The sequence below is a fragment of the Archangium gephyra genome, assembly GCF_042230915.1.
Classification (GTDB): Bacteria; Myxococcota; Myxococcia; order Myxococcales; family Myxococcaceae; genus Archangium; species Archangium gephyra_B.
The window spans coordinates 9,004,436-9,031,160 of sequence record NZ_CP102578.1; the positions used below are offsets into that span (position 1 = coordinate 9,004,436).

Genomic DNA, 26,725 nt, shown 5'->3' on the forward strand with positions numbered 1-26,725 from the left:
GGAGTCTTCCATGCATCCGAATCGGACGACGTGGGCCGTCGTGCTCTCCGCCGCGCTGGCCGCCGCTCCCGCATGGGCCGAGGAGGCCCCCGAGGCCGCGCCCCAGGAAGCCCTCGAGACGCCCCGCCCCGAGCCCGCGCCAGCGCCCGCGCCCCGCACGGGCTGGGGCGTGCAGGGCCTGCCGCTGGTCAACTTCAACAGCGACGAGGGGTTCGGGTATGGCGCGCGGCTGATGGTGGTGGACTCGGGCGATGGCACTCAGCGGCCCTACCGGCTGGCCTTCGTCGCGCAGTTCTTCCAGACGACGAATGGGGTGGGCATGCACCGCCTCATCGTGGATGCGCCCGGATTCCTGTCGTCCCCCTGGCGCCTGGGGGCGGATGTCAGCCTGCTCAACGACCGCTTCTCTCCGTACTACGGCCTGGGAGACGCGGCGGCGTACGAGCCCGCCTTCGCCACGTGCGAGGACCGCGGAGCGCTGGAGTCCAACCCGAACGCCTGCCCGGGCAACCCGGACTTCCGCGGCCTGCGCTACTACACCTTCGAGCAGCGCTCCCTGCCGAGCGTGATGCTGAACGTGCGCCGGCCCCTGAGTGGCCCCTGGCAGGTGGCGCTCGGCTACCGCTTCCGCCTCACCACGGTGCACACGCACTACAACGCGGAGGACCTGGGACAGGCGAGGGACTCGCGGCTGGTGGAGGACGCCCGCGCGGGGCTGCTCACCGGGTTGAGCGAGGACTCGGACGCGCCGGCCTCCTTCCGCACCGCCGAGGTGACCGCGGGCCTGCTGTTGGACCTGCGCGACAACGAGCCCGCCCCCGTGCGCGGCATGTTCCACGAGCTCGCGCTGCGCGGGGCCACCGGGGTGACGGGCAGCGCCTTCTCCTACTGGGGCGCCACGGCCAACCTGCGCTTCTACCACCCCGTGGTGGATGACCGGCTCGTTGCCGCCCTGCGCCTCTTCGTCGATGTCATGGGCGGCGACGTTCCCTTCTTCCTCCTCTCCTCCTTCAGCGGCGTGGAGTGGCGCGAGGGCTGGGGCGGCATCGGCGGCGTCTACACCGCGCGCGGCATCCTCAAGAACCGGCTGCAGGGTCAGGTGAAGGCGCTGGCCAACGGGGAGCTGCGCTGGCGGTTTCTCTCGGTGGCTCCGTGGAACCAGCGGCTGGACTTCACCCTCGTCTCGTTCCTCGACGCCGGACAGGCCTGGACCGACCTGCGCTTCCTCGACGGAGGCCGGCTTCGCTACGCGGGCGGCGGCGGGCTTCGCATTGCCTGGGAGGACAACTTCATCCTCCGGCTCGACTACGGCGTCAGCCCGAGTGATGGCACTTCGGGCTTCTACCTGGACTTCAACCACCTGTTCTGAGTGGGCGTTACTGCTCGAGGGCCCGCTCGATCCGCGCGCGCAGCGCCGGCTCCGACAGGGCTCCCCGCTGCGCGTCCACCACCCGCCCCTCCCGGTCCAGGAAGTAGAGCGTCGGCAACGCCGTGATCTGGAACGCCGCCGCCATCTCGTCCGGCGCGTACACCACGTACGGCGCCAGCTCCGGCATGCGGCTCACCACGAACTCCTCCACGAACAGCGGCGCGTCCGGCATCTCGTCCCGGCTCGCCGCCACGAACACCAGCCCCTTCGACTCGTACTCCTTCGCCAGCTTGATGAGCGACGGCATCTCCGCCTGGCACGGCGGGCACCACGTCGCCCAGAAGTCCAGCATCACCACCTTGCCCCTCAAGTCCGCCAGCGACAGCTTCTTGCCGTCGTACGTCTGCATCGGCATCGACGGCGCCGTCGTCCCGTCCGACGCCAGCCGCGCCCTCAGCGCCTCCTGCACGCCCAGGTACGCCAGCCCCGCCACGCCCAGCAGCCCCGTCACCAGCAGCAGCACCTTGCTCCAACTCTGCCGCTCGGGCGGCCGCGCGCCCCCAACGCCCTCCGGCCCTCCGGCGTCTGCGTTCCGCTGCTCCGTCACGTGCCTGCGCTCCTCGTCGTCTTCAACACCCGGTGCACCTGCTTCAGCACCCCCCGCACTCCCCTCCTCACCCCCGGCCTCCTCCCCACCCACTCCGCCACCCCGGGCCCATACCGGTAGTACACCCGGATGAACTCCCGCCCCAGCCCGTGGTGCCGCAGCACCTCGTCGCGGAACTCCCGGAACGCCACCAGCTCCGCGGCCCCCTCGCCGAACGCCGCCGTCACCACGAAGCACCCGCCCGCCGGCGAAATCCACATCAGCCGGTCGTTCGTCAGGTTGCGCACCACCTTCAGCTCGCGCGCCTCGGTGTACAGGAAGACCAGCAGGTCCCTGCGCGCCACCGGGAACTCTTCGCCGCTGGCCTCCTCGAACTCGATGCGCGAGCTGCCCGCGCCCCGCACCTCGTCCACCGTGAAGAAGTAGCGCCGCGAGCTGCTCTTGTGCTCGATCTCCAGCCCGCGCAGCTCGCCGAAGTACGCGAGGAACGGCGTGCCGCATGCCGGGCACACGTAGCGGCGCGTCCCCGGCCCCGGCACGAAGCCGTAGTCGTTGATGCGCTTGCAGCCCGTGTTGGGGCAGATGAGCTTCACCTGCGCCACCGACTCCTGCCTCGGGTCGTACCGCGAGGCCCCCGACGTCCGGTCGTACACTGGCGCGGCCACCGCCTCCTTCGACCCGAGCGCCCGCGTGGGGTGCGCCTGGCGCTCCAGCTCCACCGCCCGCCGCCACGCCTCCTCCGCCTGCACCAGCCGCCCGCCCACCGTGTGGCACAGCGCCTCGCCGTGCGCCTTCAGCGCCGCGAGGATGCGCTCCGTGGCCTCCCAGTGCCCCGCCTCGCGCGCCACCGCCAGCGCCTGCGCCAGCACCTTCTCCATGTCCGGCAACAGCGCCTCGGCCGCCTTCCGGGCCGGATCCTCCGCCCGGTGGTACACCGGTGGCTCCGGAATCCGGGCGAACAGCGCCAAGGCTTGCGCGCGCAACTGCTCCTGCGCTTCCTGCGCTCGCGGGAGGGAGATCGTCGCCGCACGCTGCTGGGCGGCCTGGAAGAGCTCTTCGGGCTGCAAGGCGGCGCACATTAAAGGTCCCCCCGCCCGCTGTCAGCGCTCTTCCCCTCCTCCTGCCAGAAACTGGCCCCCTCTCCCTCCCCGGTGTAAGAGGGAGTAGGAGGATGTGAACCATGGGCTTCTTGAAGTTCCTGGTATGGACGGGCTGTGCGGTGGGACTGGGGGTCTTCCTGGCGACGGGGGAGATCGATGGGCGGACGCCGCTGGAGTACGTGCAGCGGGAGTGGAAGCGCCACGTTCAGCCGGCGAAGGTGGACAAGGTGAAGGGCGAGCTGCGCGAGGCGCTCGACGAGGCCAAGGACGCCGTCAACCGGACGACGAAGCAGGCCGCCGCGGCGCCGCGCGAGCGCATCACCAACGAGGACCGGGCGGCGATCGATCGGATCATCGCCCAGAAGAAGTAGGGTTCCCTACCCTTGCCGACCCCCCCGCTTCCCCTCCGGTCCCCCCCTCCCTAGCTTCTTGCGAGGGCGGGCTGGGCCGGAGGCGGGACGATGACGGGTGGACGGTGGTGGAGGGGAGTCTCGCTGGCAACAGTGCTGTGCTGCACCTTGAGTGCGCCAGCCTGGGCTGCCCGGCGGGGAGAGACCGAGCGGCTGTGGGTGGAAGCGCAGCAGCGCTCCGTCCGTGAGGAGCGCTCGGCGCTGAGCCAGGTGGCCCGCTCGGCCATGCCGGCGGTGGTGTCCATCACCACGACCCAGCCGGGCACCAACGCCGAGGGCGAGCAGCAGAAGGGCATCGGCTCGGGCGTCATCATCCATCCGGACGGCTACATCCTCACCAGCGCCCACGTCATCGAGGGCGCCGAGGGCATCTCCATCTCCGTGCTCTCCGAGCGGGGCTACCCCGAGGAGTACGTGGCGGAGCTGGTGGGCGAGGACGAGCGCACGGACTTCGCGCTGCTGAAGATCGACGCGGGCCGCAAGCTGCCGGTGCTCAAGCTGGCGTCGGCCTCGCGGGTGGACGTGGGCGACTGGGTGGTGGTGATCGGCAACCCCTTCGGGCTGACGCACTCGGTGACGGCGGGCGTGGTGAGCGCCAAGGGCCGCACGGACGTGACGCCCAACGGGCGCGATGGGGACTTCGACTACATGCAGGTGGACGCCTCCATCAACCCGGGCAACTCGGGCGGGCCGGTGCTGGACGTGCACGGGGACGTGGTGGCCATCGCCAACGCCGTCAACGTGGCGGGCCAGGGCATCGGCTTCGCCATCCCGGTGGACATCGCCAAGGCGGTGGTGCCGCATCTGCAGAAGTACGGGCGCGTGCGCCGCGGGTGGATGGGCGTGTCCGTGCTGGACTGCACCCCGGACGCCATCGAGGCCTATGGGCTGGCCCACGCCCGGGGCGTGGTGGTGTCGGAGGTGGCGGATGGTGGCCCCGCCTCGCGCGCCGGGCTCCAGGTGGGGGACGTCATCGAGGGCCTGGACACCGGGAAGGTGGAGCGCGCCGCCAAGCTGCGCTGGCAGGTGGCGGCCCGGGGCGTGGGCCGCAGCGTGCTCCTCCGGGTGCGCCGCGGGGAGCGGCCCCTGAAACTGCGGGTGAAGCTCGAGGAGCTCCCCACCGAGGCCTCGGAGGTGGCACCCGCCATCGCGGCCCCCTCCAGGGGGACCCACCCGGACGAGCAGCCGGGAACGGGGGGCAGCGGTCGCCCGGACGCTCCCTCTCCCTGAGCCGGAAAACGGGGGATGCGCCCGCATCCCCGCCTGCCTCCTTGCGTTCCGATACGGCCAGAGCTACAGACAGCGCCTTTGCGCCCCGCGGGTCTCCCCATGGTGACGCGAGGCACCGTTATCGAAACAGGAGCATTTCCATGGCTGAAGCACAGAAGACGACCGTGAAGAAGTGGGCCCGCGTGGCCAAGGCCGGTGGCAAGAAGGCCTGCAGCGTCGAGGGCTGCAAGCGTCCCTACCGCGCCAAGAGCTACTGCTTCTTCCACTTCAAGAAGTGGCGGCAGGGCGAGCTGCCCCACTCCCGCTACCGCACCTGCTCCAAGCCGGACTGCCGCGTGAAGACGTCCAAGGCCGGCCTGTGCGAGAAGCACTACGCCGAGACGTACAAGAAGGCCGAAGCCGCCGCCTAGCCGTTCTGGCCGGGGCCTCGCGAGGGCGCTCCCTTCCCGGGAGTGCCCTTGCCCCCGCCCATCGCTCGTCCCACGTGCTTGAAGGCCGTGAGCCACAGCTCCGCCTCGCGCTGGGTGAGCTCCGCACGCAGCAGACTCCGCTCCAGCTCCATCAGGATGTGCTGCGGCGCCTGCGGGTTGAGGAACTGCGCCTCCAGCATCACCTGGCGCATCCGCTCGCCCAGCGCGCGCACCGTCCCCATCTTCGCCCCCTCGTGCTCCGGGGCCACCGGCGCCACGGCCTTCTCCGCGGGCTTCCGGCCCTCGCGCGAGCACAGGTAGAGCAGCACCCCCGTCGCCTGCGCCAGGTTCATCGACGGCTGCACCTCGCTGGTGGGGATGACGAGGAAGTCCGTGCAGAAGGCCAGCTCCTCGTTGGACAGCCCCCGCTGTTCACCGCCCATCACCAGGGCCACCCTCCCCCGCCGACTCTGATCCGCCAGCCGCGCCACTGCCTCCTCCGGGGTGAGCGCCGTGCGGCCCTCGATCAGGGTGCGAGAAGTGGAGCCAACCGCGTACACGCAGTCCTTGAGGGCCTCGGGGAGGTTCTGGGCCACGGCCATGGCGTCCAGGACGGCGTCCCCTTTGACGGCGAGCCGCTCGGCCGAGCGGAAGGCGTAGGTGGCGGGGTCGGAGAGGATGAGGCGGGAAAAGCCGAAATTGGCCATCACCCGGGCCACCGCCCCCAGGTTGTCCGGTGATCGCGTCTGGTGGAGGACGACGGTCAAGTTCACGGCGGGAAGCATGCCTCCGAGTTTAGCTTTCCGTGTCAGACCCGCATCGGTATATTCCCGCTCGATGCGTCGCTGGGTCGCAAGCCTGCTGCTCTCCCTCGTAACCCTGACCGGTTGTGGCGTCGGGGGTGCTCCCGTGCGCGCTTCTCTGGGCGCGCGTCAAGCACTCACCAGTCCGCCAGAGCTGCTCGAGTTCGAGACGTCCTCCACACGCCTGGAGCTGTACCGCGAGGTGGCCCGCATCTCCGAGGTGGAGGCGGGCCAGGCCGCGCAGGCCCCGGTGCTGTTCCCCATCACCCAGCGCGGTGAGCTGGTGGCGGCGCCGGGTTTCGAGGCGCGGACGGATCTGCTCCTGGCGCCGGACGCGGGCGCGCCGCTGCAGCTGAGCTTCGATGGGCGGGCGGGCGAGCGTTGGCCGGAGGATCGCCGCGAGGGCCTGCAGGGCCTGTCGGAGCGCGAGGCGGCCGAGCTGGTGGCCCGGACGCTGCTGGCGCACTGGCGCATCAACCCGTCGGGAGTGGTGCAGGTGGACCGGGCCTCGGGGGCGCCGTACGCGGCGGCCTACGTGGACGGCATCCTGCGCATCAACCCGGCGTTCCTGTACATGGCGGCGGCCCAAGGTCCCGCTTCCCTGCCGGGCGCGGGCCAGTAGAGTCGCGCCTCCTTCCCGCCCCGCTTCGGGGCCGAGGCGCCTCCTGTGAACACCTCCGCACTCCACGCGCAGCTCCCGCATACGCTCCGGCAGACGAACCTGCCGCCGTCCCTGGGCCAGCACTACCAGGGCAAGGTCCGTGACACGTACCGCCAGGGAGACCGGCTGGTGCTGGTCACCTCGGACCGGTTGTCGGCGTTCGACCATGTGCTGACCACCATCCCCTTCAAGGGCGAGGTCCTCAACCGGCTGGCGACGTTCTGGTTCGAGCGTACCAAGCACATCGTGGCCAACCACGTGCTGGACGTGCCGGACGCGAACGTGACGGTGGCGCGCGCCTGCGAGCCCTTCGCGGTGGAGGTGGTGGTGCGCGGCTACCTGACGGGCAGCCTGTGGCGCGACTACCAGAAGGGCACGCACACGGCCTACGGGGTGCCCTTCGGGGACGGGATGCGCAAGGACGAGGCGTTTCCGTCCCCCATCATCACCCCGTCCACCAAGGCGCAGTACGGCCAGCACGACGAGCCCATCTCCGAGAAGGAGATTCTGGCGAAGAACTTGGCGAGCGCGCGCGACTGGGCCCGCATCACCGAGGCGGCCAAGGGGCTGTTCCTCGAGGGCCAGAAGTGGGCGCGCACGCGCGGGCTGATCCTGGTGGATACGAAGTACGAGTTCGGCAAGGTGGGCGATGAGCTGTACGTCATCGATGAGATCCATACACCGGACTCGAGCCGCTACTGGGTGGCGGACGAGTACGAGGCGCGCTTCGCGAAGGGCGAGGACCAGCGGATGCTGGACAAGGAGAACATCCGCCAGTGGCTCATCCGCGAGCGGGGCTTCCAGGGCCAGGGCACGCCGCCAGCGATTCCGGATGACGTGCGCGTGTCGCTCGCGGAGAAGTACCTCGCGGCCTACGCACAGATTACCGGCACGCCGCTGGAGCTGAACGTGGGCGACGTGCACGCGCGCATCGAGAAGAACCTGAAGGCGCGCGGGTATCTCTGAAGCCTGCGGCGGCGGGTCCGATTCCCGCCGCTTCCAATAGAGGTTGCGGTACACGCCGGCCCAAGCGGCCCCGCCTCCTGGAAGGACACAGCAGGGGCGTGGGCTTGTGGGGCAGCGCGACTGCTCGGGGCTCAACACCACGCCAGCTGCGGTGTGGCCCCTGCGCCGGGGCCAGCTGAGCAGGCCACGAGCGCAGCCCCAAGTGCTCCCCACTGGCGCGCACCCCACCAGGAGCCGTCAGCTACGCCAGCACCCGCCGCCTGCCCCCACTCCTCTGTCGTGACAAACGCTCCAGCGCCAGCCTGTCGTTGGCGTGCAGGTGCGTGTTTGGCATGCAGGGAGAAGCCCTCCAGGACGGCGCACCGCAATCAAGGCCACTTCGGGATCGATGCGAAGCTCCGCGGATCATGCGCGACGACGAGGGTCATCTCCGGATATCGCGCCGAGATCGCGGCCATATGCGCGAGGTGCTCACGAACGAGCCGAGGCTCGAAATCGGCGATGCGCTGCGTGAAAGGGCGCTCCTCCTGCTCGGTGACGCCCTCCAGCTGCCAGGCGAGGTCTCCGATGAAGGCATAACGCTTGTGGTCCGGAAGCGTCACGAAGACGATCACGGAGCCCGGCGTATGGCCGGGCGCCGGGACGATCACCACTGCGCCATCTCCGTAGACGTCATGGCTCTCCGCGAAGCCGAGATAGGGACGTGCCTCGAATCGATACTCTTCGATATGCAGCGATTTGATGCTTCTTGCCGGGCCGGTCGTGACGTCCTCTCCTTGGACGAAACTTCGTTCCGCGGGCGGTATCCAGACAGGCACCTCGGGAAAATCCGCGGCGCCGCTGATGTGATCCCAGTGCGAGTGGGTCAGAATGATCGCGCGCAGCCGGGTCAGGTCATACCCGCTCGATTGGAGCTGCTCGCGCGCGGTCTTGTTCAGCGTGTATCGGGTCAGGAGTTGGAAGGGGAGCGGCAGTGTCGCGAGGTGCTGTGCGATGTCCCGGCCGAACCCTGCGTCGATCAAGAGATCGCCCTTGGGGTGCTTGAGCAGGATCGCGGTCATGGAAAACACTCGCGGCTCGAAGAGAGAGCCACCGCGATACCCGAAGGCCGCACTGCGATAGGTCACGCCGGTGGGAAGCTGGGCGATCGACATCTCGGAAGGCGCGGACGCCAGCGGGAGCGCGCCGATATCGAAATCCTTCGATACGGAGAAAGCCGACGCACGATAGGTGGACAAGAGCCCCAGCGGCAGCAGATAGAGCGTGAGCGAAAGCGCACGGAGAGCGGGAGAGAACGAGCGCAGAAAAGAAAAGCCAGCGGCACAGGCAATGCCAATCAGGATGCCAGGCAATAGCACCCAGGAGGCCGGCCCGTGAGCGCTCAAGAACAGAATCCACGCCGCGAGCAAGACTGGCGCGATGCACGCAAGGAGCCATTTCATAATCGAGCACCTCCGGGGAACGACCCTATCCCTGCAGCCTACGTGAGCATAGGGAAATGAAGGCGCAGGAGAGGGCATGAGACCGGCGTGTCATGAGGTCTCGCGCCCGTTGCCACCGCTCCGTGCACGATGGGCGGGCTTCGCGGACCCGAGCTCGTCACGGCGCTCCGCCCATTCCAGGATCGCATCGAGCGCCGGGCAGAGCGCCTGCCCCCAGTCGGTCAGCCTGTAGTCGACCCTCGGTGGGACCTCGTGATGATCGGTCCGCTTCACGATGCCATCCGCTTCCAGCCGGCGAAGTTGCTGCGTGAGCATCTTCTGCGTGATGCCGGGAATCAATCGCTGGAGGTCTGAGAAGCGCCGCACCTGGCCACCGAAGAGGTGAAACAGAATCAGGAGCTTCCAACGTCCTTCCAGCAGCTGGAACGCGGCCTCCACATCGATGGCGGCGGTGACGGGGGTGTATTGCTTTCGAGCGGGCATGGGGCAGTTACTTTTTGGTGCGTACTTGCGGTCTGGTAACCATATCGACATTGTTGGTTCCGCGCAGGAGCACTCAAGGAGAGCCGCATGAACCGCGAGCTGGCGGACGAGCAGATCACTTCCCGGGAAGAGCGACGGATGAGCGTCGCACGTGAACTGGAGGGGCGCCGCGCCCTCGTCACCGGCGGCACCAAGGGGGTGGGCAAGGCGGTGGTCTCCCTCCTTCTGGAGGCCGGCGCGCGCGTCCTGACCACGGCGCGCGCTCCTCCCGAGCACCCCGGGAGCGAGGAATTCGTCGAGGCCGACATCACGACGGCCGAGGGGTGCAATACCCTCGTGGAGGCGGTGCGCACGCGGCTCGGTGGCATCGATCTCATCGTTCATGTCGTGGGAGGGTCGTCCGCGCAGGCGGGTGGCTTCGCCGCGCTCGATGATGAGGAGTGGGCCCGGGAGCTGAACCTGAACCTGTTTCCGGCGGTGCGCATCGATCGCGCGCTGTTGCCCTCGATGATCGCTCAACGCTCGGGGGTGATCGTGCACGTCACGTCCATCCAGAGCCGGCTCCCCCTGCCAGAGGCGACGATGGCCTATGCCGCCGCCAAGGCCGCGCTGTCCAATTACAGCAAGGCGTTGTCGAAGGAAGTCAGCCCGAAGGGCGTGCGCGTCGTCCGCGTGTCGCCCGGGTGGATCGAGACCGAGGCCGCCACCGCCCTGGTCGAGCGGGTCTCCCGCGAGGCGGGCGTGGACCAGGACGGTGGCCGCAAGCTCATCATGGAATCGCTGGGGGGCATCCCGCTCGGCCGGCCGTGCTCGCCACGAGAGGTCGCGGAGCTGATTGGCTTCCTCGTGTCTCCCCGGGCCAGCGCGATCACCGGAACCGAGTACGTCATCGACGGGGGAACGGTACCCGTGGCGTGAGGTGGGTGCTTCCCATCCAGGGGGACGGGGTCTGTGGGTTCTCGTTGGAAGCCCCGCCGTCCGCCGCTCCTCGAGGCCTCTCCCGCACATACAGCTCCGCGGCCTCGCTATACAATTGCAGAAAAAAGGTGTTGTTGTTGCACAAAGCCTAGAACTCATCCCTCCAGCTGTACAGCGTAAACCATCCACATTTGGCGCACTTGATCTCGCTGCATTCGTTGACGCCGTCCAAGCCTGCACACTCGTCCATGAAGATCTTCACGTTGCCTTCAACGTTGCCGCAGCCGTCGCGTGCGCAGGGCGACTGAGTGGGCTCGCCCGCGCTCACCCAGCGGCTGCCGTACGAGTGTGTCTGGTCGACGCGATTCGGACCCATGGACGCGTAATTTGCTGGCGCCCTCTGCGGCTTCTCCGACGCACTCGCCGATCCACGGTGGTAATAGCTCTTCGGGGCATGTGCCACACCGCAAGCATGGCACATAGAGTTCTCGGCAGCGTTGCTCTGTGACATGAGGAAGACGCAAGATCCAAGCTGTGTAGAGGGCAGAAACGGGCAACTTTGACACTCACCGCCGCCTGCCTCCACAACGAATTTCCGGCTTAGGCTGATCTCGTGCGCAGCCGGCCTTCGTAATCACGCTTGCCGAGCGGTACACCGCGCGAGCGGAGGATGTCGTAGGCAGTGACGGCGTGGAAATGGAAGTTCGGCAGGGAAAACGAGAGAATGAACGTCTCCGACGTGAAGGCGAGCCTCCGCGGCCCGATCTGAAGGTCCAGGTCCTTGCCCGCGCATGGGTCGACCTCGTCGGGCGTGAACGCCTCCAGCGCCACTTCCGCTTTGCCGATCATCGCCTGCAGGTCGGCGAAAGGGACCGGTCCGACCAAGGCCGGCGGGGCGAACACACCGGTCTTGAGGGCTTCCACCCCCCACACGGAATGGTGCCATGTGGCTTCGATCTGAAAGTGGAAGGGCGCCATGTCGTCGAAAAGGCGCGCGTTCACGAAGTCGTCGGCATCAACACCCGTCTCAGCGCAGTGCCTGGCCGCACGGTCGAGAAAGCCTGCGACGGCCCTCACGGTCTGCAGGAAGGTGGGCACGCTGAGGTCGTAGAGTGATGTCGCCATCGGCTTTCCCTCGCTTTCTGGCACTCGCGTTTCCGCCTTTTCAGCATGCGCCCGAACGACCACGACAGCAAGAACCGGGCGTTCGAAGCCGTCCGTGGCTTAGCCCGGATCTTGGGCGTAGCGGGCGGGAGCAGAGCGGGAGGTGAAGGACGCTGACGGGGAGCCCATGAGCCGCACGCCGAGCCGGCGCAGAAGCCTTTCATCTCACAGCTTCTGCATGCTGGAGCGATTGCCATTGTGGGTGACCCAGGCCACCTCGAAGGAGCCACGGGGTGGGGCCGCGAGCCCTGGAGTGGAAAGCAGACAGAGGATGGTGATGAGGAGGGGCCGCAACCGCCAGTGCGATGTAGACATGCATCGACGGTAGTGCTCACAGGAGAAGGAAGCGACGCTTTTGGGTGTCCGGAAGGGTATCAGACGATGGGTAGGGGACAATGTGTCGGTACGAGTCCTTTGACACCTTTCCGGACACCTTTCCGGGCTTCACGCGCCTGCTCAGGGGGCCACGAACAGGGTCCACTCGGTGCCGGTGCCGGTGGCGGCCGCGTTGACGCCCTGGGCCGCGTCGGTCCGGTTCAGGTAGTCCCCCTTCACCGACTTGAGCTTCACCTTGCCGCTGGCGAACTCGGGCGTCCACGCGTTACCGGCGGCGCCGCTGGCCGCCGCGGTGACGGCCGGGGCTGCGTCGGTCCGGTTCAGGTAGTCCCCCTTCCACGACTTGAGCTGGAACTTGCCGTCCGCGGCGCACTCGAGGGTCCACACATTGCCAATGCCGGTGCCCCACGTGGTGACTCTCGGAGCGCTGTCCGGACGGTGCAGGCCGTCCCCCTTCGACGACTTCAGATGCACCTTCTTGCCGCACGCGGCGAGCTCGACGGTCCACGTATTGCCAATGCCGGTGCCCCACGTGGTGACGCTCGCAGCGGTGTCCGGACGGTGCAGGCCGTCCCCCTTCGACGACTTCAGCGTGAGCTTGCCGTTGGTGAAGACAGGCGTCCACATGGTGCCGGTGCCGGTGGCCGCCGCGTTGACGCCTTGGGCCGCGTCGATCCGGTTCAGGTAGTCCCCCTTCGACGACTTCACCTTCACCTTGCCGTCCGTGGTGCACTCGAAGGTCCACGCGTTGCCGGCGGCGCCGGTGGCCGCCGCGATGACGGCCGGGGCCGCGTCGGTCCGGCTCAGGTAGTCCCCCTTCCACGACTTGAGCTGGATCTCCAAGCCGCAATAGGGGAAGGGCGCCGGGGTGGTGGTGGGGGTCTGGGCGAGCGTGTTGGCCAGCAGGACGGAAGCGATGGAAGCGAGCATCATGGTCAATTCCTCACAGCAAGGGTTGATATCCGACGAGGGTTTGGATTCAGGACCGCGCGGTTGTCTCATAGCAACCGGCAGGCCAGTCCCTTGGGGCCCACGTGTCAGAGGAGGAGCAGGGTGACGGAGAGGGGGCTCGAGGCCTTTGACACGCCAGATGACGCGTCAGCGAGGCCGGCTGGCGTGTCAGCCCATCCAGCAACGCCAGTGCCTGGGTCCCCCATGCAAACCGCGTTTTTCGTTGCGTGCTGCGCCGCGCCCAGGGGCAGGAACCGGGTGTTGCTCCCGGCCGCGAGGTCCGCTCGGGCAGGCAGGTGCGGATGCCGAGGCCCGCATTCACCCGGCTCGAGATCCGCGACGGCCGCTACACCTTCCAATTCCCTCCCGCGTGCTCGGTTGGAACGACACGCTGGGCACCGTCTGGTCGACTCCTCTGGCGTGACGCCTCCGCCTCCGCATAGGGAGCCGCTCGCGCACGTACGGGCCGCGAGCGGCCGGGGTTCAGCGATTGAAGCCGAGCAGGAAGAGGCTCCCGTAGGGCTTCGTGGCGGCGGACCACACCTCGTCGTCGACGCGGATCGTGCCCTCCTCGAGGACGCCGAGCAGCACGGGCCGGTTCTTCGTCGTCAGGGCGAGGGAGATCGGCACCGACACGGGGCCGGCCGGGAAGGTCCGCACCCAGCGCACCGCGCCGTCGTCGCGATCGAGCTTCGCGACATAGACATTGGTGGAGCTGCCCGGTATGCCCGTGGCCGGCCCCAGGCCGACGTCATTTCCATCCTCGTAGGTGCCCGAGACGAACAGGCATCCCTTGGCATCCAGGGCGATACGCCCGCCCGAGTGGCCGAGGCGGCGGATCCACCGCTCCTCGCCCTCATGGGTATACGCGGCGACGAAGCCCCCTCCCGGGCCCGGAGGAGGCAGCGTCTGCCCGGCGAAGGTGATGGAGTGGAAGTACGAGCCGACGGCCACCACCCGGTCGTCGCGAACTCCCACCTCCAGGGCCACGCCATCCGTCCCGACGATGCGCCGGCTCCAGCGCACGTCGCCGGAGGGCGAGAACATCATCACGAAGGTATCCGAGGGAGTGCCGGCGAAGAGGCCCCCGCTCAGCACGAGGTTGTTCTTGCTGTCCACCGCGAGGCCGTGGGCCGTGCTGAAGTGCCCCTCGTCGGCGTACGTCCACAGGTTCTCGCCCTGGCTGTTGAATCGGGCCAACAGGCTGCTCGAGACCGTGGACGACGTGGTGTGGGGGCCACTTCCGAAGTCCACGGTCCCCGAGAAGAAGCCGGCCAGGGCGATGTGGTCATCGTTGTCCGTCACAAGCCGGGTGACGTTGATGCCAAGGTCGACCCGGAAGGGCCGCGCCCAGAGCACCCGCTCCGCCCGCGGGTCCACCTTCACCAGGTTGAAGCCAGGAAAGAGCGGGACCTCGCCCGGGCCGGTGCCCGAGCCCGCGAAGGCGAAGACGACAAGGACGAGGTTCCGGTGCGAGTCCACCGCGAGGGCCCTGGCATCGAGCAGGCGCGCTCCTCCCAGCGTGGTGAGGACCCTGGACCACTTCAGACGGCCCTCGCTGTCGTAGCTGGCCAACCCCACCCCGCCCTCCGGCGGCGCCGTCACCGGACCCCCGCCCAGATCGGTGGTGCCCGTGAAGTTCACCCACAGGAGGACGCCGCCATGGCGATCGGAAACCAGGCCCTCGCCACCGAGGGAGTACCGCCGGGCTCCATCGATCTCGCGGGACCAGCGCAGCGAGCCGGGGAGGCTCCCGAGCTCCTGCTCCTCCTGGGTGCTCTGTCCAACCGCTGGCGCCGCCTGCTCCTCCGCCGGGAGTGGTACGCCGCACGCCACCAGTCCCAGGATGAACAGCAATGTCCAGACACCGCCGTGTTTCTGTGTGTATCGCATGTGTCCCCCTCCTTCACGGCGGGAGCCATGCGACTCCCGCCTCGGGAGCATGCGCACCCAAGGCCCGGCACGACACCGCTCTCCGCGGAGGGAGGCCCGGGTACGCCAGATGACATCGCCGCCAGATAGCCGGTCCTGGGGTCGCCGACCGTGCGTCCAGCGCTGTCCACGACTGGCGCTTGTCCTCGCACCCGCGGTCGTCATGGAGGATGCCGGCCTGGCGGCGTGGACGAGGCGTTGCGGTTGACCCGAGGGGTGCAACGTCCTCGCGATTGTACGGAAGGGAGGGTGATGGCTGGCCGCTGAGGATGTTCCAGGAGGAGGGCTACTCCTTCGTGACGTCCAGGTGTTTCCAGAGACGGCTGCTCGATATGCAGCGAGTTGAGCCACCACCTGCTCGCCCGAATTCCCGCCGCCGCAGGAGCCCGTGATGAGGATGGGTGAACAGCCCGTGCTGTAGCAAAGCCCCGGCCGCCATCTGGCGAGCCGGGGTTTTCTTTTTCCGCTGAAGCCGCCAGCGGCTACCTCATGCGGCGGGCTCGCCACGCGTCCACCGCCACGGCATTCGGGTGGTCATCTGAGCGGCCCCCCTCCCTCACGGATGCGGAGGCAGGCGGATGGTGAAGGTCGAGCCCTGCCCGGGGCTGCTCTCCACCTGGATGGAGCCCCCATGGAGCTCGACGAGCTGCCGCACGATGTAGAGCCCCAGGCCGAGTCCACCGTAATGCCGTGACGACACCGCCCGCTCGAACCTTCCGAAGATGAAAGGCAGACGCTCGGAGGAGATGCCAATCCCTCCATCCTTCAGGGTGAGCACGGCCCCGCCATTCTCGCGGGCCACGCTCACCTCGATGGGCGCCGACGCACCGTACTTGATGGCGTTGTCGAGCAGGTTCGTCACCACCTGCTCGAGCCGGAGGCGATCCCAACGGCCAACCACGGAGGCCTCGGTTCGCAGAGAGAGGGGCGTGTGCGTGCGCGCCAGCGCGCCCCCGAACTGCTCCACCACGTCGCGGACCACCGCCGAGAGCTCCACCTCCTCCAGATCGAGCTGGATCCGGTGCGACTGCAGCCGCGAGACGTCCAGGAGGCTGTCGATCAACAGGGCCAGGCGCTTGCCCTGCCGCTCGATCCCTTCCAGCGAAGGGGCCACGGTCTTCCAGGCGGGCTCCGCGCCGCCGCGGGCGAGCCGCAACAGGCGCTGGATGCCGAGCCGCAGCGCGGTGATGGGCGTGCGCAACTCATGCGAGGCAATGGAGAGGAACTCGTCGCGGGCCTGGATCGCCTCCTGGGATTCCCGGTAGAGCCGGGCGTTGTCCAGCGCGAGCGCGGCGCGCCAGGCCAGATCCTCGGCCAGCCTCACGTCCTCGTCCCGGTACCGGTCCGGACGCACCGAGGCATAGGTGAGCGTCCCCATGGTCCGCCCACGGGCCACCAGGGGCACCGAGAGCCCCGAGCGCAACCCCAGCTCCCGCACGGTGTCCAGGTGAGCGCCTTCATGGCAGCACAGGGCAGGTACGCCCTCCCCTCCGGGCGGCGGGGTGAGCACGAGCGGGCGCCGGGTGCGAATGACCTCCGCGATACCGCCCGCAACCTCCAGGTCCGGCACACATTCCTCCAGCCGTCTCGCGCTCCCGGCTTTCGAGGGCTCGGCGTGGGCCGTGGCCACCCGGGAGGTGCGCAAGTCCTCCCCCGCCAGGTCCACCGCGCACCACTCGCCGAGGAAGGGAAGTCCCAGCCGGGCCACCGCCGTGAGCGTGGCGTCGTAGTCCAGCGAGTCCGCCAGCACGCGGCTCGCGGAGGAGAGGAACTCGGAGCGGCGCCGTGCCTCCTCCGCCGCGGCGCGAGCCACCTTCTCCTGGTGTAGCAGTCGAGCCCGCTCCTGCTCGGCCAGACGGCGGCGGGTGATGTCTCGCCCGAGGATGACGAGTCCCTTGCGCTGCCCATTGGGATGGAGCAGGGGAACCTTGGTGACGGCCACGATGCGGGAGTCTCCGTCTGGCTGGGGAATGATCTCCTCCCGGCGCGTGGGACCTCCCGCCGCCCAGGCCTGCTGGTCGCTTTGGTAGCAGGCCAGGAGCGCGTCCCGGAAGAAGGCGTGGCGCCTGGCGAGCTCCAGGTCCGTCAGGCCCTGGTATTCCGAGCGTGAGAAGTGGAAGAGCTGGAGCCCCGCCTCGTTCGCCTCGAGCCAACGCCCCTCGCCATCCTTCATGTAGATGGCATCCGGCGTCGTCTCGAGGAGCGTGCGCAGGCGCTCCGCGTTCGTCCGCAGCTCTTCAATCTCTCGCTGCCGCGCGCTCACCTCCGCCGCGATGCCGATCGTTCCCACGCACCTCCCCTCCTCATCGAACGCCGGTTCGACACGCACCGAGATGAGGCGGTGAGACCACTCGGTCTCATAGCTCGCCGGTTCGCCTCCAAGCGCACGCTGGTGGGCGGCGAGTGCCCGGGAGGGCTCCGCGTCCGCCCCGAGGACCTCGTGCAGCAGCTTCCCCTCCAATTCCAGCTCCAACCCGGCCCACTCTGAGCCGGCCGTGGCGATGAACCGCAGCTCCCGGTCGGTGAGGTACAGGAAGGCGGGGATCTGGAAGAGCATCCGCCGCAGGACCGCCTGATGCCCCAGGAATTCCTCCCGGGAGAGCAGGAGACCCCTCACCGGCTGCGTCACTCCCTCCAGGAGCTGTCCCGACCCATCGCGGACCCCTCGGATCGAGGTACTGCACCAGCGTGTGTTCCCGTTCGCCATGACGAGCCGGTGGACGCATCGCCGCATCCGGCCATCCGCCGCCACCCTGCGCATCACCGCCAGCGTCCGCTCCCGATCGCCTGGATGCACGAGCGTCATCAGGAACGTGGGGCGAGCACCCGGCGGCACCTCCTCCAACGGCCATGGAAGCGGGCGGGTGGCCGGCTCCAGGGAGACGAGCCGCAGGCTTTCCGCCTCCGCCTTCCAGCAGAAGGGGGGAGGCAGTCGGGGCCCAACGGGCGGCAGCCCCCATTCCATCTCCGACGATGAATGCTCCACCTCCTGAAGGTGGGAACTCCTCGATGGGTTTCCACGCGGCTGGGTGGCAAGCCCCAGGATGTCCTCTTCATCCTCTGAGCAACGCAGGGTCTGCTCGACGGGACGCTCTACGCCCTCGGCGGTTCCCTCCCCTGCGCTCCGTGGATCGGCACGAGCTGCTGCAGATGACAGCCCCCGCGCCGTCTCAATGGCAGTCAGGGCCCTGGCAGAGGTTGTTGGAGCAGTCGTTGCCCGTCACGCACGCCTCCCCTCTCTCTGGATCCCGGGAGAACGGCGAGCACTCACCGTGCTGGCAACTTCCGCCGGGGCAGTCGCTGTCGAAGGTGCAGGCGTCTTCCTCCTTCGACGGCGAGGCCTGAGCCGGCGACTGCGCAGGCACCGTTACACAGCCAGCCAACAACCCCAGGAGCACCAGGAGAACGCGTGTCATGCACCAAGACCCTCCAGGGGCTGGAAGGTTAGCTGCGCGGAGGGCGAATGGAAGGACTGTTGGGGGTGAGGGCTGACTCGCCGCGCTGAGCCCGGGTTCCGTTACTTCGGGCGGAGTGAATGCTCACCCACTATGGTCAGGAGCGAGTTCAGCGCCCGGAAGGGCAAGGGGAAGCGCGATGAAGCGGCACGTGCTGATGGATTGCAGGCAAACTGCTGTCACCGCCCTCCGACAAGATTGACCTGCCAGACTACGGCCAGAGCGCGTCGAGCGGCGCATAGCAGGAGTTGTTGGGAGCGGGCCGGTTCAGGCCTGGCAGCACCTTACCTTTTCGGCTCGCCAATGCACGGCGGCACCCCACCCTCGTCGGCGCCGAAGAGCTCCACGAAGGCCCGGCGATCGTGCGCGGGCAGGATGAGCAACTCCGGGTCCTGCGCATGGAGCTGCACCAGCTTCGCGACCTCGGCCTGGGTGCGCGCGAGGTCTTCGTCGGTGAGCTGCCGCATCAGCCACGACTTCCCCACGTTCCGCTCGATGGATTCCCGCAGGTTGATGAGGTCTCCCACGTGCACGAAGCGCAGGGCGGGTGAGACGTTCACGAACGTCGCCACGCTGCCAGGTGTGTGCCCGAAGGCCGGCACCACCACCACGCTGCCGTCACCGAAGACGTCGAAGCGGGCCTCGTAGTTCGCATACGGCTCCGCCACGAAGGGGATGGGCACCATGCGGCCCTTCAGGGCCCGGGCCTGCGCCGGGAGCGCCACCCCACGCGGGTGCTCCAGCTCCGCTTCGATGAGCTGCTTCTCCTCGGCGGCCAGCCATACCGGCGCGTCCGGCAGCGACGCCACCCCGCCCGCGTGGTCGGCATGGACGTGAGAGAGCAGCAGCGCCTTCGGCCGCGTCACCCCGAGCGCCGTGAGGGCGTCCTTCAAGTTCCGCCGCGGCACGTTGCGACCCGCTGTCTGAGAGAAGGTGAAGCGCTTCCAGGCGCCCAGTTCCCGCTGCTCCTCCTGCGCGTGGGGGGAGATGCCGGTGTCGAGCACGAGGTCTCCCTCCGGGTGGCGGATGACGAGCGCCGCGGACGTCACCTCCCAGGTGTCGGCCACGGTGGAGCCACCCGCGCCGTAGCCCCCTGGCGTCGTCAGGCCCCCCGTGTCGATCCAGCACACCTGGATCGGCGTGCCCGGGGGCGGCGGGGGCGCGAAGGCGTGGGGCCCGGCCGGGGGCAACGCGGCGCACGCGGTGAACAGCAACGACAAGCCGATGAGCTTCTTCATGGGCACTTCTCCTGGAGGGTTCGACGGCAATGTGCCCCCCCGCCGCCCCATTTGCCTCCTGGATGTGGGAATGAGCGATATTCACCATGTGAATCTCGCGACCTTCGACCTGAACCTGCTCCGCGTGCTCGACGCGCTCTTCATCGAACAGAGCGTGGGACGTGCGGCGGCGCGCTTGCGGCTCTCGCAACCGGCCACCAGCAACGCGCTGGCGAGATTGCGCGAGGCGCTCGGAGATCCGCTCTTCGTGCGAGGCCGTCAGGGCATGGTCCCCACCGCGCGGGCGCGGGCCCTGCGCGGGCCGCTCACGCTCGCGCTGCGGCAGCTCCAGGAGGCCCTGAGGCCTCCCGAGGACTTCGTGCCCGAGACCGCTCACCGCACCTTCGTGCTGGCCGCGAGCGACCACGCCCAGCTCATCGTGCTCCCACGACTCGCGGCGCAGCTCGCGCACTCCCCCGGCGTGAAATTGCGCGTGGTGCCCCTCCCCCGCGACTTCCCCACCCCCGAGCTGGAGTCCGGCGAGCTCGACCTGGTCCTCGGCGTCTTCGACCTCGCCCCGGGGGACCGCGCGCCACGAGGCCTCCAGCGGCAGGTGCTGGTGCGCGAGCGCTTCATGCTCGTGGGCCGCAAGCGCCACCCCGCCCTGCGCAAGCCGCTGCGTTTCGATCTGTCGCTGCCACAGCTCCATGTCTCGCCGCGCGGCGGCACCGAGGGGGGCTTCGAGCGCAAGACGAAGCTCCGCCGCAACGTGGTGCTCTTCACCCCTCACTACCTCGTGACGCCCTGGGTGCTGGCGAGCACCGACATCATCGCGGCGCTGCCAGAGCGGGTGGCGCGCCGCTTCGCCGAGGCCTTCCCTCTCACCGTGGTTCCGGTGGAGCTCCCGCACGAGCCACTGCGCGTGCAGCAACTCTGGCATCCGCATCGGCAGCAGGACCCCGCGCACCGCTGGCTCCGTGAGCAGGTGCTCGCCGCCGCGCGCGCGTCACCCGTGGGGGATGGCGCGGAGCTTTAGAGGAAGATGGGCACGGTGAGGGCTCTGTGAACGGTGGCTACTCGCTCCGGCCGAACACGCGCTGGAAGATGTCGTCCACGTGCTTGATGTGGTAGCCGGCCGAGAAGCAGTCCTCGATCTCCGCCGGCGTCATCACCTTGAGCAGATCCTGGTCCTCCGCGAGCGCCTGCCGGAAGGTCACACCCTGCTCGTACATCCGCATGGCGTTGCGCTGGACGATGACGTACGCCGCCTGGCGATCCATCCCCTTGCGCGCCAACTCCAGAAGGATCCGCTGCGAGTTCACCACCCCGCCCAGCAGCTCCAGGTTCTTCTGCATGTTCTCCGGGTAGACGCGCAGGTTCTCCATCAGCCCGGAGAAGCGGTGCAGCATGAAGTCGGCCACGATCGTCGCATCCGGGCCAATCACGCGCTCCACCGAGGAGTGCGAGATGTCGCGCTCGTGCCACAGCGCCACGTCCTCCAGCGCGCTCACCGCGTAGCCGCGCAGCAGCCTCGCCAGCCCCGACAGGTTCTCCGAGAGGATGGGGTTGCGCTTATGCGGCATCGCGCTCGAGCCCTTCTGGCCCGGCGTGAAGTGCTCCTCGGCCTCGCGGACCTCGGTGCGCTGCAGGTGGCGGATCTCCACCGCGAACTTCTCGATGCTCGCGCCCACCAGCGCCAGCGCGGAGAAGTACTCGGCGTGCCTGTCCCGCTGGACGATCTGACTGGAGGCGGGCGCGGGCGTCAGGCCCAGCTTCTTGCACGCGAACACCTCCACCGCCGGAGGCAGATGCGCGAACGTGCCCACCGCGCCCGAAATCTTCCCCACGGCGATGACCTCGCGGGCCCGCAGCAGGCGGGACTCGGCGCGGCGCAGCTCGTCGTACCAGATGGCCAGCTTGTGCCCGAAGGTGATGGGCTCGGCGTGGATGCCGTGGCTGCGGCCCATCATCAGCGTGCGCTTGTGCTCGAAGGCGCGCTTCTCCACCGCGGCCATGGCCCGCCCCACCCCCTGGAGGATGAGGTCCACCGCATCTCGCAGCACCAGGCCCAGCGACGTGTCCAGCACGTCCGAGGACGTCATGCCCAGGTGCAGCCAGCGGGCGCTCGGCCCGATGCGCTCCTCCATGAAGGTGAGGAAGGCGATGACGTCGTGCTTGGTGGTGCGCTCGATCTCCTCGATGCGGGCGGCATCCGCCTCGCTGAAGTCACCGGCGCGGGCGAGGCAGTCGTCCAGCGCCTCGCGCGGGGCAATCCCCTGCTCCACCATGCCCTCCAGCGCGGCCAGCTCCACGTCGCGCCAGCGGCGCAGACGGGCCACGTCGGTCCAGAGGGAAGACATCTCCTTGCGGCTGTAACGCGGAATCACTCGAAGACCCTCACGGGGAAGTCCCGCTTCGCCGCGAACCGGAGCAGCTCCAGCACCACCTCCCTGGAGCCTCCCAGCTTGCCGGCGGCGGAGAGATTGACGGCCAGGTCCATTCCCTCGGGCTGCGAGACAGCCAGCGCCCCAGGGTCGACCTTCTCATGGATGATGCGGTTGGCCAGCCGTCCCGCCTGCTGCCCGATGGCGGTGGGGCTGGGAGCGAGGGCCAGCGTGGCGCCCTCCTTCACCTGGCTGGGGGTGAGGCCCACCAGCGGCAGGCGTTGAGCGGTGGCGAAGGCGATGAGCTCCTGGACGACGGCGGCGTTGCCCACCGTCTTGTCGGCCACCATCAGTAGCGCGTCCACCTTCTCCTTCGAGCCGGCGAGCACCTTGTCCGCCTTGGTCTGCGCGTCCGCCTCGAGCGGCACGATGGAGAGGCCCAGCGGACCCGCGGCCGCTTGCGCCGCTTCCACCAGCCCGGCGGAGAAGCGCGGGTCATGCAGGATGCCCACCCGCTTCGCCGAGGGCGCCAGGGACTTGAGGGCGGCGAGCTCGGGGCGGAAGTCGCTGGTGAGCGCGATGCCGGTGATGTTGGGGCCCTCCAGGCCGTACTTCTCGTAGTAGGGCACCATGGCGAAGAGGACGGGCACCTGCGTGCCCAAGGTGCGGCGCGCGGTGTTGGCCGCCAGCGGACCAATGGCCAGCACCAGCGCCGGCTTCTGCGTGGCGATGCGCTGGAAGGCCCGGGTGGCGGCCTGGGCGCTGTCCTCCAGCGTCACCTCCACCACCTCGGCGCGCACCTCGGCGCTGAAGCCGGCCACCACCGCCGCGTAGGGCGCGAGCCCGGCCGACTTCACCACCACCACCCGAGGCCGCGCCTGCTCCGAGGCGGCCACCAGCGGCGCCCACAGCACCAGCAGCGCGAGCCACCCCCACCGTCTCATGGCTTGGCCCCCTGCGAGGACGAGGGAGCCGCGGGCGCCGGCTGGGAGCCGTGACGGATCTTCAACAGCAGCCAGTACCCTCCGGCCGCGCCCAGGCCGAGCCCCGCGAGCGTCAGCAGCACCAGCGCCACCGTGGAGGAACGGGCACGAGGTGCCGGCGCCACGGGCGCGCTCCGGGGAGCCACCCGGGCGGGAGCCTCGGGCCGGGGCTCGGCACGGGCGGCGGGCGCCGGGGGAGCCGGTGCCGGGCGCGGCCTGGCGGCGGGAGCGGGCGCTGGCGCGGGCTTGGGAGAGCGCCCCATCATCACCGCCAGCGTCGCCGAATCGAGCGGCTGGGTGGCATCCAGCGGGCGGGCGTCCTCCTGGGCCTTCGAGGCGAGCCGCTGCTCGATGCTCGTGGAAGACAGAATCTCGGTGGGCCCGGAGTCCACGCGGGGCACCTCGAGCGTGGGCGTGCTCGACACGGGAACCTCCTGGACGGTGGCCTTGGGGACTTCCTGCTGGGTGGGGCCGCCGCCCACGACGGGCACCTGGATCGTCGGTGCCGCCAGGGCCGGCAGCTCGGCGGTGGGCACGGGCGGGGGCAGCATGTCATCGCCCAGGGGCGAGGCCGTGGCCAGCTCGGCCGTGAGGCTGAAGGGCACCGGCTTGGGGCGTGGACGGGCAGCCCCCGCAGAATGCGCCCCCGCCACGGGCTTCGCCGAACCCGGTGGCCTCGGACGCGCCAGGGCGGCGGAGAACTCCGCGAGGAACTCGTTCGCCGTCTTCGGCCGCGCGAGCGGATTGGCGTTGACGGTCCGCCGGTAGAGGGACTCCACGCCGGGCGGCAGCTCGGGATCGTGCGCCTGCAGCTCCGGCACCTCGCCCTCCTCGGGCGTCTGGCCGGTGAGCAGCTCGCCCAGGATGACGCCGAGCGAGTAGAGGTCCATCCGCGTGTCCAGCTCGCCGCCCTCGGCGTACTCGGGGGCCACGTAGCTCGCGACGCGCCAGACCTTCTGGGCCTGGAGGAAGGGCAGCCGGGGAATGCCGAGCGCCAGCCCGTAGTCCGTCACCTTCAGCATGTCCGGCAGGACGATGATGTTCTCGGGTTTGAGGTCCGAGTGCGGCCCGTATTTGTGGGCGGCATTCAGCGCCTCGACGAGCTGCGCCAGGAGGGGCTCCACCTCCTTGGCGGTGAAGCGCTGCCCCTGCGCCGCGCGCTGCTCCATCATCCGCCGCAGCGTCATGCCCTCGAGCAGTTGCGTGGTGAAGTAGGGCCGGTTGCGCTCCTCGCCCTCCTCGTAGACGCGCACATGGTGGGGGTGGGAGAGCTTCTTGCCCTGGCGCAGCGCCAGGGAGAACTGGGTGCGCTCCTCGGGCATCTGCACCAGGCGGGGGTTGATGACCTTGAGCGCGACCTCGACGTCCATCTCCTGGTCGAGCGCGCGGAAGACGTGGCCGACGGGGCCGGGGCCGAGCACCTCGCGGATGGCGTAGCGCTTGGCGAAGACGTCGCCGGGCTTGTAGGGAGCCTCCACGCTCCCCCCACGACGGCGCGAGCCGCCCCCGGCCGCCGCGCCCGTGAGCTTCAGCCCACAGGTGGCGCAGGATTCACTGTTGTCGGGGACTTGGCTGCCGCAGCGGTAGCAGAGCAAAGCGGTCGGACTCCCGGAGGTGGGGGGCTATGACGGGGCCTCCAGAAGGCACCCACGGAGGGTCTTAACCCGCCGCACCTACATGGGGCAAGAAACGCCGGGTCAGCGGCCCGTCGATCCAAAGCCCCCCTCTCCCCGCTCGGTGGCGTCAAGCACCTCCACCTCGCCCCACCCGGCGGGGGACACCGGCGCCACCACCAACTGAGCGATCCGATCCCCGCGCTTGAGGGTGAAGGGCTCGCGGGAGAGGTTGACAAGGAGGACCTTCACCTCCCCTCGGTAGTCCGCGTCCACGGTACCGGGGGAGATCAGCAGGGTGATGCCGTGCCGCAGTGCCAGCCCCGAGCGGGGCCTCACCTGGGCCTCGTAACCCGGAGGCAGCGCCAGGGCGAGTCCGGTGGGAACCGCCACGCGATCAAGAGGCTCAAGTGTCAGCTCTCCTTCGATGTCCGCCCTTAGGTCCATTCCGGAGGCAAGTGCCGTCTCATAGCGCGGCAGAGGCAGCGGCTCCGGGTGGGCTCGCACCCGGCGCACCATCACCGTGATAGAGGAGGTCATGCTCGACTCTGTAACATAACCCAATGAGAGCGCGATCTTTTGACCCGGCCCTCCGGCTGCAGCAGAGCGGGTACTGCCCGAATCAATTCAGTGCACCCCTTGCGCTGGCAACGAGAGCACCTCACAGGTCGCATCGACCGCGCCACACACATCACTCAGCACGTCACCTCCGCCCCGATTTATTGACGGGTGTCTTTCGCGCACAATAGGCTCCCAGGCTTCGGAATCCGCATACTCAGAGCGTCCCGTGCGCAGCATGGAACAAGACAGGCGCAGAGATTTCCGCAGGACGTCATCATGGTTCTGACTCATCAAGAAATAACGCAGTTGGTCAAAGATAAATCAATTTCCCGTCCGAATTCCGAACCGGTTCTCGACTCCATTTCCGTCACCCTCCACCTGGGGAATCAATTTGCGCACTACCAGGCCTCGCCAACAGAGCCTTTTGTCCCGCCCATGGAGATGCCACTATCCAGGGTCACGCTCGATCGGCCCGAGGATGGCTATGTGCTGCAACCCAACGGAACGGTGCTGGCTTCATCGGAAGAGATCATCACCATGCCTCTGAACCTGATGGGGCTCATGCAGACCCGGAGCAGCCTTGCCCGGGGCTTCCTCATGGCACACCCATGCGCGGGGCACATCGAGCCGGGCTACAAAGGCGTCGTGACGTTCGAGTTGGTGAACTTCAGCAATTTTCATTACAAACTGATTCCCGGCATGCCCATTGCCAAACTCTTCTTCATGAAGTTGGCAGCTGAAGCCACACTTGGCTATCAGGGAAGATACCAGAACTCCACAGGCCCAATGGGGATGAAGAGCAGATAATCACTCCTCCTATTCCCTGACAGCGACACCACCTATCGGGTCCCCGGCAATCAATCGGTAAGCCACAAACAATGAGCGTCATCCCTTTCATATTAGATGGACTGACCCCCACCGTTGTCTGTACCGAAGACGACTTCAACAAGCATGGACACAGGAATGGGGAAGCCATCCTCATAGAAGGTATTGACAAAAACCAGATCTCAATCTTCAAGCCCAAGGGCTTAAAATCCGAGGATTCTGAATCCGAAGATTCTGAATCCGAAGATGTAAAAGCCAAGGAGTTGAAAGCCAAGAACGCACAGGAGGCCAACACGAGTTATGACCTGACGGTAGGGGATCAATATTTGAACCTGTCAGACAACTCACTGTCTGGCATAGACGATAAGCACCCCATACATCTCAAACCTGGCGAAGCTGTCATCATCAGAACGGCGGAGTTCGTCCATTTCCCCGTCACACGATTTGGCAACATCCTACCCAAAGTGACCATGCTGCATCAGGGACTCTCCAACACTTCATCAAAGGTCGACCCCGGCTACAAAGGACACTTATCAATAACTGTGTTCAACCTGGGCAAAAGAACGGTCGAAATCACACATAAGCAGCCGTTCTGTACGCTTTACGTACTTGACGTACATAACGCCAAGGAAGATGCCAAGCCCTATAGCAAGATCTCAAAAGGGCTGCCCGCCTTCCCTCCAAAGGAAGATCTCAAGACCAGAGTCCTATCCTTTCTGAGTAAATACAACTGGGTCATCACACTTGCCATTGCTACTGCCGCTCTCATCGTAAGTTTCTTCAAAGATTGATGAGCCGTCAGGGCAAATCAAGGCCAATTCAAACGGCTGGGGGCACCGCGTCCTTCGTCCGCACTCCTCCTGTTCAACAGCCCTCCTGGCCCAAGGGGAAGCCCGCTGCGGCTC

25 protein-coding genes and 1 pseudogene are annotated in these 26,725 nt (G+C 68.1%); 10 read left to right on the forward strand and 16 right to left on the reverse strand.

All coding sequences use genetic code 11. From position 1 onward, the window contains the following. The first annotated feature begins 10 nt into the window (after window positions 1-10). Window positions 11-1,369, forward strand: a complete 1,359-nt coding sequence (locus tag NR798_RS35300) for a BamA/TamA family outer membrane protein (RefSeq protein WP_375766944.1) — start codon at window positions 11-13, stop codon at window positions 1,367-1,369. A gap of 7 nt (window positions 1,370-1,376) precedes the next feature. Here NR798_RS35300 and NR798_RS35305 read toward each other — a convergent pair whose 3' ends face one another. Next, complete coding sequence (locus NR798_RS35305) at window positions 1,377-1,976, reverse strand: TlpA family protein disulfide reductase (protein ID WP_375766945.1); 600 nt, start codon at window positions 1,974-1,976, stop codon at window positions 1,377-1,379. Then, entirely contained in the window at window positions 1,973-3,043 is a 1,071-nt protein-coding gene (locus NR798_RS35310) for a CFI-box-CTERM domain-containing protein (protein ID WP_375766946.1), read from the reverse strand. The genes NR798_RS35305 and NR798_RS35310 overlap by 4 nt, the downstream gene beginning before the upstream one ends. Window positions 3,044-3,156: 113 nt before the next feature. On the opposite strand from NR798_RS35310, the gene NR798_RS35315 reads away from it, so the two are divergent. The 3 genes from NR798_RS35315 to NR798_RS35325 all read left to right on the forward strand — a co-directional run bounded on the left by NR798_RS35315 (window position 3,157) and on the right by NR798_RS35325 (window position 5,126). Next, complete coding sequence (locus NR798_RS35315; protein WP_375766947.1) at window positions 3,157-3,447, forward strand: hypothetical protein; 291 nt, start codon at window positions 3,157-3,159, stop codon at window positions 3,445-3,447. Between the two features lie 90 nt (window positions 3,448-3,537). Further along, on the forward strand, window positions 3,538-4,716 hold the full coding sequence (locus NR798_RS35320) for a S1C family serine protease (RefSeq protein WP_375766948.1): 1,179 nt from the start codon (window positions 3,538-3,540) through the stop codon (window positions 4,714-4,716). A 140-nt stretch (window positions 4,717-4,856) separates the two neighbouring features. Continuing rightward, entirely contained in the window at window positions 4,857-5,126 is a 270-nt protein-coding gene (locus tag NR798_RS35325) for a vegetative protein (protein WP_375766949.1), read from the forward strand. Here NR798_RS35325 and NR798_RS35330 read toward each other — a convergent pair. Continuing rightward, window positions 5,123-5,899 carry an RNA methyltransferase gene (locus NR798_RS35330; protein WP_375766950.1) on the reverse strand — a complete coding sequence of 259 codons (777 nt, stop codon included), beginning with the start codon at window positions 5,897-5,899 and terminating at the stop codon, window positions 5,123-5,125. The genes NR798_RS35325 and NR798_RS35330 overlap by 4 nt on opposite strands. Window positions 5,900-6,035: 136 nt before the next feature. On the opposite strand from NR798_RS35330, the gene NR798_RS35335 reads away from it, so the two are divergent. After that, window positions 6,036-6,551, forward strand: a complete 516-nt coding sequence (locus NR798_RS35335) for a hypothetical protein (protein WP_375766951.1) — start codon at window positions 6,036-6,038, stop codon at window positions 6,549-6,551. Window positions 6,552-6,596: 45 nt separating this feature from the next. Beyond that, the gene (locus NR798_RS35340) at window positions 6,597-7,556 is read left to right on the forward strand and encodes a phosphoribosylaminoimidazolesuccinocarboxamide synthase (RefSeq protein WP_375766952.1); all 960 of its coding nucleotides are present in this window, start codon (window positions 6,597-6,599) and stop codon (window positions 7,554-7,556) included. 368 nt (window positions 7,557-7,924) lie between these two features. Here NR798_RS35340 and NR798_RS35345 read toward each other — a convergent pair whose 3' ends face one another. Both NR798_RS35345 and NR798_RS35350 read right to left on the reverse strand, forming a co-directional pair. After that, window positions 7,925-8,998 carry an MBL fold metallo-hydrolase gene (locus tag NR798_RS35345; RefSeq protein ID WP_375766953.1) on the reverse strand — a complete coding sequence of 358 codons (1,074 nt, stop codon included), beginning with the start codon at window positions 8,996-8,998 and terminating at the stop codon, window positions 7,925-7,927. Window positions 8,999-9,088: 90 nt separating this feature from the next. Continuing rightward, the gene (locus NR798_RS35350) at window positions 9,089-9,481 is read right to left on the reverse strand and encodes a winged helix-turn-helix transcriptional regulator (RefSeq protein ID WP_375766954.1); all 393 of its coding nucleotides are present in this window, start codon (window positions 9,479-9,481) and stop codon (window positions 9,089-9,091) included. A gap of 87 nt (window positions 9,482-9,568) precedes the next feature. Here NR798_RS35350 and NR798_RS35355 point away from each other — a divergent pair, with 87 nt between their 5' ends. Continuing rightward, entirely contained in the window at window positions 9,569-10,399 is an 831-nt protein-coding gene (locus NR798_RS35355; protein ID WP_375766955.1) for an SDR family oxidoreductase, read from the forward strand. 600 nt (window positions 10,400-10,999) lie between these two features. On the opposite strand, the gene NR798_RS35360 is transcribed toward NR798_RS35355, so the two are convergent. From NR798_RS35360 to NR798_RS35390, 7 genes and pseudogenes are all read right to left on the reverse strand, one after another. Further along, window positions 11,000-11,524 (reverse strand): DUF1993 family protein, encoded by a 525-nt coding sequence (locus NR798_RS35360; RefSeq protein WP_375766956.1) that lies wholly within the window; start codon window positions 11,522-11,524, stop codon window positions 11,000-11,002. Window positions 11,525-11,728: 204 nt separating this feature from the next. Beyond that, on the reverse strand, window positions 11,729-11,878 hold the full coding sequence (locus NR798_RS35365) for a hypothetical protein (protein ID WP_375766957.1): 150 nt from the start codon (window positions 11,876-11,878) through the stop codon (window positions 11,729-11,731). Between the two features lie 141 nt (window positions 11,879-12,019). Continuing rightward, the gene (locus tag NR798_RS35370) at window positions 12,020-12,832 is read right to left on the reverse strand and encodes a hypothetical protein (protein ID WP_375766958.1); all 813 of its coding nucleotides are present in this window, start codon (window positions 12,830-12,832) and stop codon (window positions 12,020-12,022) included. A gap of 501 nt (window positions 12,833-13,333) precedes the next feature. Further along, on the reverse strand, window positions 13,334-14,743 hold the full coding sequence (locus NR798_RS35375; RefSeq protein WP_375766959.1) for a PQQ-binding-like beta-propeller repeat protein: 1,410 nt from the start codon (window positions 14,741-14,743) through the stop codon (window positions 13,334-13,336). A 595-nt stretch (window positions 14,744-15,338) separates the two neighbouring features. Continuing rightward, window positions 15,339-17,339: an ATP-binding protein gene (locus NR798_RS35380; protein WP_375773872.1), complete on the reverse strand. Its 2,001-nt coding sequence runs from the start codon at window positions 17,337-17,339 to the stop codon at window positions 15,339-15,341. Window positions 17,340-17,429: 90 nt separating this feature from the next. Further along, window positions 17,430-17,747 (reverse strand): annotated as a pseudogene (locus tag NR798_RS35385) (PAS domain-containing protein); the annotation flags it as partial. A 774-nt stretch (window positions 17,748-18,521) separates the two neighbouring features. Beyond that, window positions 18,522-19,475 carry an MBL fold metallo-hydrolase gene (locus tag NR798_RS35390; RefSeq protein ID WP_375766960.1) on the reverse strand — a complete coding sequence of 318 codons (954 nt, stop codon included), beginning with the start codon at window positions 19,473-19,475 and terminating at the stop codon, window positions 18,522-18,524. Between the two features lie 70 nt (window positions 19,476-19,545). On the opposite strand from NR798_RS35390, the gene NR798_RS35395 reads away from it, so the two are divergent. After that, entirely contained in the window at window positions 19,546-20,490 is a 945-nt protein-coding gene (locus NR798_RS35395; RefSeq protein ID WP_375766961.1) for a LysR family transcriptional regulator, read from the forward strand. A gap of 37 nt (window positions 20,491-20,527) precedes the next feature. Here NR798_RS35395 and purB read toward each other — a convergent pair whose 3' ends face one another. The 4 genes from purB to dut form a co-directional block, all read right to left on the reverse strand. Beyond that, complete coding sequence (purB, locus tag NR798_RS35400) at window positions 20,528-21,841, reverse strand: adenylosuccinate lyase (RefSeq protein ID WP_375766962.1); 1,314 nt, start codon at window positions 21,839-21,841, stop codon at window positions 20,528-20,530. Continuing rightward, entirely contained in the window at window positions 21,838-22,782 is a 945-nt protein-coding gene (locus NR798_RS35405) for an ABC transporter substrate-binding protein (RefSeq protein WP_375766963.1), read from the reverse strand. Before NR798_RS35405 ends, purB begins: the two co-directional genes overlap by 4 nt. Further along, window positions 22,779-24,299: a serine/threonine protein kinase gene (locus NR798_RS35410; RefSeq protein ID WP_375766964.1), complete on the reverse strand. Its 1,521-nt coding sequence runs from the start codon at window positions 24,297-24,299 to the stop codon at window positions 22,779-22,781. Before NR798_RS35410 ends, NR798_RS35405 begins: the two co-directional genes overlap by 4 nt. A 219-nt stretch (window positions 24,300-24,518) precedes the next feature. Further along, the gene (gene dut, locus NR798_RS35415; RefSeq protein WP_375766965.1) at window positions 24,519-24,974 is read right to left on the reverse strand and encodes a dUTP diphosphatase; all 456 of its coding nucleotides are present in this window, start codon (window positions 24,972-24,974) and stop codon (window positions 24,519-24,521) included. A gap of 297 nt (window positions 24,975-25,271) precedes the next feature. On the opposite strand from dut, the gene dcd reads away from it, so the two are divergent. Further along, on the forward strand, window positions 25,272-25,802 hold the full coding sequence (dcd, locus tag NR798_RS35420; protein ID WP_375766966.1) for a dCTP deaminase: 531 nt from the start codon (window positions 25,272-25,274) through the stop codon (window positions 25,800-25,802). A gap of 71 nt (window positions 25,803-25,873) precedes the next feature. Then, window positions 25,874-26,611: a hypothetical protein gene (locus NR798_RS35425; protein ID WP_375766967.1), complete on the forward strand. Its 738-nt coding sequence runs from the start codon at window positions 25,874-25,876 to the stop codon at window positions 26,609-26,611. Window positions 26,612-26,725: the final 114 nt, after the last annotated feature.

Excerpts from the sequence above, each read along its gene's own strand:
- NR798_RS35380 (WP_375773872.1), bottom strand. The coding sequence starts at position 17,339 with ATGCTCTTCCAGATCCCCGCCTTCCTGTACCTCACCGACCGGGAGCTG.
- dcd (WP_375766966.1), top strand. The coding sequence starts at position 25,272 with ATGGTTCTGACTCATCAAGAAATAACGCAGTTGGTCAAAGATAAATCA.
- NR798_RS35315 (WP_375766947.1), top strand. The coding sequence starts at position 3,157 with ATGGGCTTCTTGAAGTTCCTGGTATGGACGGGCTGTGCGGTGGGACTG.
- NR798_RS35390 (WP_375766960.1), bottom strand. The coding sequence starts at position 19,475 with ATGAAGAAGCTCATCGGCTTGTCGTTGCTGTTCACCGCGTGCGCCGCG.
- NR798_RS35350 (WP_375766954.1), bottom strand. The coding sequence starts at position 9,481 with ATGCCCGCTCGAAAGCAATACACCCCCGTCACCGCCGCCATCGATGTG.
- NR798_RS35375 (WP_375766959.1), bottom strand. The coding sequence starts at position 14,743 with ATGCGATACACACAGAAACACGGCGGTGTCTGGACATTGCTGTTCATC.
- NR798_RS35300 (WP_375766944.1), top strand. The coding sequence starts at position 11 with ATGCATCCGAATCGGACGACGTGGGCCGTCGTGCTCTCCGCCGCGCTG.
- NR798_RS35395 (WP_375766961.1), top strand. The coding sequence starts at position 19,546 with ATGAGCGATATTCACCATGTGAATCTCGCGACCTTCGACCTGAACCTG.
- dut (WP_375766965.1), bottom strand. The coding sequence starts at position 24,974 with ATGACCTCCTCTATCACGGTGATGGTGCGCCGGGTGCGAGCCCACCCG.
- NR798_RS35360 (WP_375766956.1), bottom strand. The coding sequence starts at position 11,524 with ATGGCGACATCACTCTACGACCTCAGCGTGCCCACCTTCCTGCAGACC.
- NR798_RS35365 (WP_375766957.1), bottom strand. The coding sequence starts at position 11,878 with ATGTCTACATCGCACTGGCGGTTGCGGCCCCTCCTCATCACCATCCTC.
- NR798_RS35425 (WP_375766967.1), top strand. The coding sequence starts at position 25,874 with ATGAGCGTCATCCCTTTCATATTAGATGGACTGACCCCCACCGTTGTC.
- NR798_RS35325 (WP_375766949.1), top strand. The coding sequence starts at position 4,857 with ATGGCTGAAGCACAGAAGACGACCGTGAAGAAGTGGGCCCGCGTGGCC.
- NR798_RS35370 (WP_375766958.1), bottom strand. The coding sequence starts at position 12,832 with ATGATGCTCGCTTCCATCGCTTCCGTCCTGCTGGCCAACACGCTCGCC.
- NR798_RS35345 (WP_375766953.1), bottom strand. The coding sequence starts at position 8,998 with ATGAAATGGCTCCTTGCGTGCATCGCGCCAGTCTTGCTCGCGGCGTGG.
- NR798_RS35320 (WP_375766948.1), top strand. The coding sequence starts at position 3,538 with ATGACGGGTGGACGGTGGTGGAGGGGAGTCTCGCTGGCAACAGTGCTG.
- NR798_RS35355 (WP_375766955.1), top strand. The coding sequence starts at position 9,569 with ATGAACCGCGAGCTGGCGGACGAGCAGATCACTTCCCGGGAAGAGCGA.
- NR798_RS35405 (WP_375766963.1), bottom strand. The coding sequence starts at position 22,782 with ATGAGACGGTGGGGGTGGCTCGCGCTGCTGGTGCTGTGGGCGCCGCTG.